Genomic DNA, 4,251 nt, shown 5'->3' on the forward strand with positions numbered 1-4,251 from the left:
CCGTCGCGGCTGGGCGGCGACGGTCGCGGGCGCCCCGCAGTGCACTGCGGGGCGCCCTTCACGGTGTTTCCACTCCTGGCAGGAGGCCGCGGTCGGTCAGCAGCGACCCGTCAGGAGACCTTGGCCATCGCCGCCGCGAGACCGTTGGCCCACAGCTGGTTCACGCGGGCACGCTCCTGCGAGTTCGGGTAGGCGTTCTGGCACGACGTGCCCGGACCGCCGCCCGACATCAGCTCGCTGCACGGACCCGAGTAGTGGTCGGGCAGGCCGAGCACGTGGCCCGTCTCATGGGCTGTGACGCGGGTGGAGTTGTACTGCTGGTTCTGCCGGTAGTCCAGGAAGATGTAGCCACGGCCGTGCCCGTCGGTGCTCGCGTACGAGCCGCGCGGGTCGTTGCCCTCGTAGTAGGAGAAGTCGGCGCCCGAGCCCTCTACCAGCCGGACATTGCTGACCGAGCTGTTCCAGATCTGGGTGCTGCTCGATATCTGGCTGCGGAAGCTGGGGGCGTTGCTCGCGTTGTAGACGACGGTCACGGCCTGCGCGCCGGGGTTCGCGGCGCGCTTCTTCGCGACCGACTTCACCACCGCGTCGAAGAAGGCCTTGGTCGCCTTGGCGTCCTCGGCGGAGCCTTCGTACGCGGCGTACGAAGGGGTGCTCGACGATGTCACGGCGGCCGTAGGGGAGTTGGCCGTGGTGGCAGCGGTCGCGGGTACGGCGAGAGCGGCGGCGAGGCCGAGGCCGAGAGCGGCGGAGAGCATGGTTCTCGGGTGACGCATGGGGGGCTCCTACTCGTCCGGTGAACGGAGTGTCGGTAGGGCGAGTGTCGGGGAGCCGACCCCCGCTGCGGATGATGCCAGGAGGCGATAGCGCAAGCGCATCACCCACTGGGGAGCGGCCTGTCCCGATCCGCCCGTCCTGCCCCGACTACGGTGTCTGGTGTGGCAGTTGGGACAGCCTTACGCTCGAATCCATGGAGCTCGAGGTGAGGCATCTGCGTGCGCTGTGCGCCATAGCCGACGCCGGCAGCCTGCACCGAGCAGCCCGGCAGCTCGGTGTCAGCCAGCCGTCCCTGACGACCCAGCTGCGCCGGATCGAGAACTTCCTCGGCGCGGCGCTCTTCTCCCGCGAACGGACCGGATGCCGTCCCACACCGCTCGGCCGTTCCGTGCTGAGCCGGGCCCGGCCGCTCGTGGCGGAGATGGGCGCGCTCGTCATGGAGGCGAGGGCGGCCGCGGCGGGCGAAGGCGGCCCGTTGCTGCGCATCGGCTCGACCGCCAGCCGGGCGCTCGCGGGCTGGCTGCGCCGACTGCGCAAACGGCTGCCGGGTACCGACATCTCGCTCCACATGGATGTGTCCGCCAACGCCCTGTTGCGGATGGTCGCCGCAGGCCAGCTCGACGTCGCGTTCGTGCACGAGGTGGAGGGCTGCCCGCTGCTGGTGCCGGAGGGGCTCGGCGTCCGCGTACTCGTCGAGCGTGAGCCGCAGTTCGTCTCCATGGCGCGCGACCACCCGGCCGCGACCGCCGCCGTCGTCGACCTTTCCGATCTCGCCCGTGACCGCTGGATGGTCGACCCCACCGTCGACGGGGAATGGGACGGGCTGCGCCGGGTGCTGGGCGCGGCCGGCATCGACCCGCCCGTGCTGCACGGCGATTACCACACCGCGGCATCCCTGATCGCGGTCGGCGAAGTGGTCGCTCCCTGCCAGCCGACCTCAGCCCCGCGCGAGGACATGGCCATCCGCCCGCTGCGCGGCGACCCCCTGGCTGTACGGCTGCTGCTGTTCTGCAGACCGGGAGCGTCCACCGAGTTGTACGAGACGGTGTACGCGGACCTGGCCGCCGCCTACCGGGAGGCGGCGATGCGGTCCGCCGCATACCGGCAGTGGCTGCTGCGCCACAACAGCCCGCTCCTGGGAGCGGCCACCCAGACCTCCGTCCCGGCGGCCTGAGGCGCCAGGACGCCGCTGTCGAGCAAGCTACGCGTCCGTACCGGGGAGCTGCTGAATGGCCATCAGTCCCCGTGTGGCCTCTCGCCACAGGACTTCGAGCGGGAGTAGAGCGTCACCTGAGCCCCCTTCACCTGCGTCCGCGAGCACTCGTGGAACTCGGTACGCAACACCTCGCGCTTGACCGCTTCCTGCTCGAAGGCGTCCTCCGGCTGGCCCGGGGGGTCGCTGAGCACCACGATCCGGTCCGTGGACCCCATGCGTCTGCGGATCTCGGCCGCCGGGAGCTCCACGCCCTGGAGCGTGGCGGAGGCCTGCGGGCTCGTCATCAGGGCGAGATCGACCAGTCCGGCGAACTCGTCGGGGTGGGAGAGCCGCCATTCACGGCGTCGCGCGGGGGCGAAGACGACTCCGTCGCCCGGGGCGGAGACCTGTCGCACCGCGTCCGCGATGGCCGTCACATCGTCCTTCCGGCTGTCGGGTGTCCTCATCTGCAATGTCACCGGAGTGAGCGCGAGCACCACGGACACGGCCACCGCCGCCACGGCCGCCGAGCGGGCGGCCCGGCTCCGCAGCGGCGCGCGAGCGGACGCCGAGGTGAGGAGCCCGCTCAGTGTCGTACCGACGAGCAGCGAGAACCCGATGTCGGTGAACAGGACGTACCGGTCCACGTACATGGGCTCGTGGACCGCGGCCAGCAGCAGTACCGCCGTCGGAACGACCGCGAGCGGCAGCGCCAGGCGCGCGACGACGGCATGCCCCGAGGCGAGGTACCTGGCGCACAGGACGGCCACCAGGGCCACTGCCGCGATCTCGAACCACTCCCTGGGTTTGGGCCCGCCGATCCACGAGACCTGGCCGGACTGCCCCATGCTGAACAGGACCAGCGGAACCAGCCCGACGAACGCGCACGCCGCGGCCACGGGCCATGACCGCCTGAGCCGCGGTGTCTTTCGTGAGAGGGCGACCGTGATGCCGTGCGCCGCCAGCGCAAGTGCCGCGAAGACGTGCAGCCAGCCCGCGGCAAGGACCGCGCACCCGTAGAGCACCCCGACGCGCCCGGAGGCCTCGGTCAGGGAGCGGGCCAGCAGGTAGGTGGCAAGGGCGACCGACGCGCAGACCATCGCGTAGGAGCGCCCTTCCTGCGCGTACATCTGCACTTCGGGAGTGGCCGCGAACACGAGTCCGCTCAGCACTCCCGCCCGGCGCCCCGCGAGGCGGAAGGCGGTCAGCCCGACGAGAGCGGCGGCCGCGGACACCGCCAGCACGGACGGCAGCCGGAGCGTGACGAGACCGCCGTCCCACACCGAGAAGAGGCCGTGCATGAAGAAGTAGTAGAGGCCGTGCACGGCATCGGCGTTGTCCAGCAGCACCCATATCTCACGGACGCTCCGGTGGGCGACCTGGTGGGTGACGGACTCGTCCCGCCACATCGACCCGTCCCGGGTCAGTCCCCACAGCCCAAGAGCCAGGGCGAGGGTGGCCGGTGCCAGAACGGACGGCAGCCGGCCGGCTGTTCCCGACGCGGTTCCCGGCCTCGCTTCCGACGGCGCCTGTGCTGCCCGACCGGGCCGCGAGGTCACGGCCGGATCTTCGGCCGGAGTCTGTTCCTGCAGGTCGATGGCTCCCCCTCACCGCACCGGAACCGGAGGTTGCCCGTCCAGTTGCCGCCTCATACGCCCGCACCCGGCCCCCAGGTCTCCGGATGAGGAGCCTGTGGGCCGGGTGCGGGAGGCTGACGCGAGATCAGGCCTTCTTGGTCTCCCAAAAGATCTTGTCGATCTGCGCGATGTAGTCCAGGGCCTTCTGGCCGGTCGCCGGGTCGGTGGACCCCTTGGCCGCCGAGAGCGCCTTCAGCGTGTCGTTGATGAGCTGGTGCAGCTCGGGGTACTTCTCGAAGTGCGGGGGCTTGAAGTAGTCGCTCCACAGCACAGAGACGTGGTGCTTGGCGAGCTCCGCGCGCTGCTCCTTGATAACGGTGGCGCGGGCGCGGAAGTGCGGGTCCTCGTTGGCCTGGTACTTCTCCTGGACGGCCTTGACCGACTCCGCCTCGATGCGGGCCTGGGCCGGGTCGTAGACACCGCAAGGCAGGTCGCAGTGGGCGCTGACCTTCACCTTGGGGGCAAACAGGCGGGAGAGCATGGAGCTGTCCTTCCTCGTGATCGTCTTCTCAGGTGGGACATTACTCCGTGAGGGACCCGTTTTCGCGGGTGCCCCCTTGCTTGGCGTTTAACGTCCGGCGTCGAATGGTCCGTCGAACTTGATCACTCGGTTCGGGATCCGGCGTACGCGGAGGCGGCCTT

General features: G+C 70.5%; 4 protein-coding genes. 1 reads left to right on the top strand and 3 read right to left on the bottom strand.

Going from position 1 to position 4,251, the window contains the following annotated elements:
- Positions 1-110 precede the first annotated feature (110 nt).
- Positions 111-776, bottom strand: coding sequence for a snapalysin (gene snpA / locus ABZ070_RS35575; protein WP_356640142.1), 666 nt, complete (start codon positions 774-776; stop codon positions 111-113).
- A gap of 194 nt (positions 777-970) precedes the next feature.
- Between snpA and ABZ070_RS35580 the strand changes: the two genes are divergently transcribed.
- Positions 971-1,951, top strand: a complete 981-nt coding sequence (locus tag ABZ070_RS35580) for a LysR family transcriptional regulator (RefSeq protein WP_356640144.1) — start codon at positions 971-973, stop codon at positions 1,949-1,951.
- A 62-nt stretch (positions 1,952-2,013) separates the two neighbouring features.
- Here ABZ070_RS35580 and ABZ070_RS35585 read toward each other — a convergent pair whose 3' ends face one another.
- On the bottom strand, positions 2,014-3,381 hold the full coding sequence (locus tag ABZ070_RS35585; protein ID WP_356640146.1) for a glycosyltransferase family 39 protein: 1,368 nt from the start codon (positions 3,379-3,381) through the stop codon (positions 2,014-2,016).
- Positions 3,382-3,694: 313 nt separating this feature from the next.
- Positions 3,695-4,090 (bottom strand): superoxide dismutase, Ni, encoded by a 396-nt coding sequence (gene sodN / locus ABZ070_RS35590; protein ID WP_100109020.1) that lies wholly within the window; start codon positions 4,088-4,090, stop codon positions 3,695-3,697.
- Positions 4,091-4,251 lie beyond the last annotated feature (161 nt).

Origin of the sequence: Streptomyces sp. NPDC006283 (assembly GCF_040613325.1) — a bacterium.
Classification (GTDB): Bacteria; Actinomycetota; Actinomycetes; order Streptomycetales; family Streptomycetaceae; genus Streptomyces.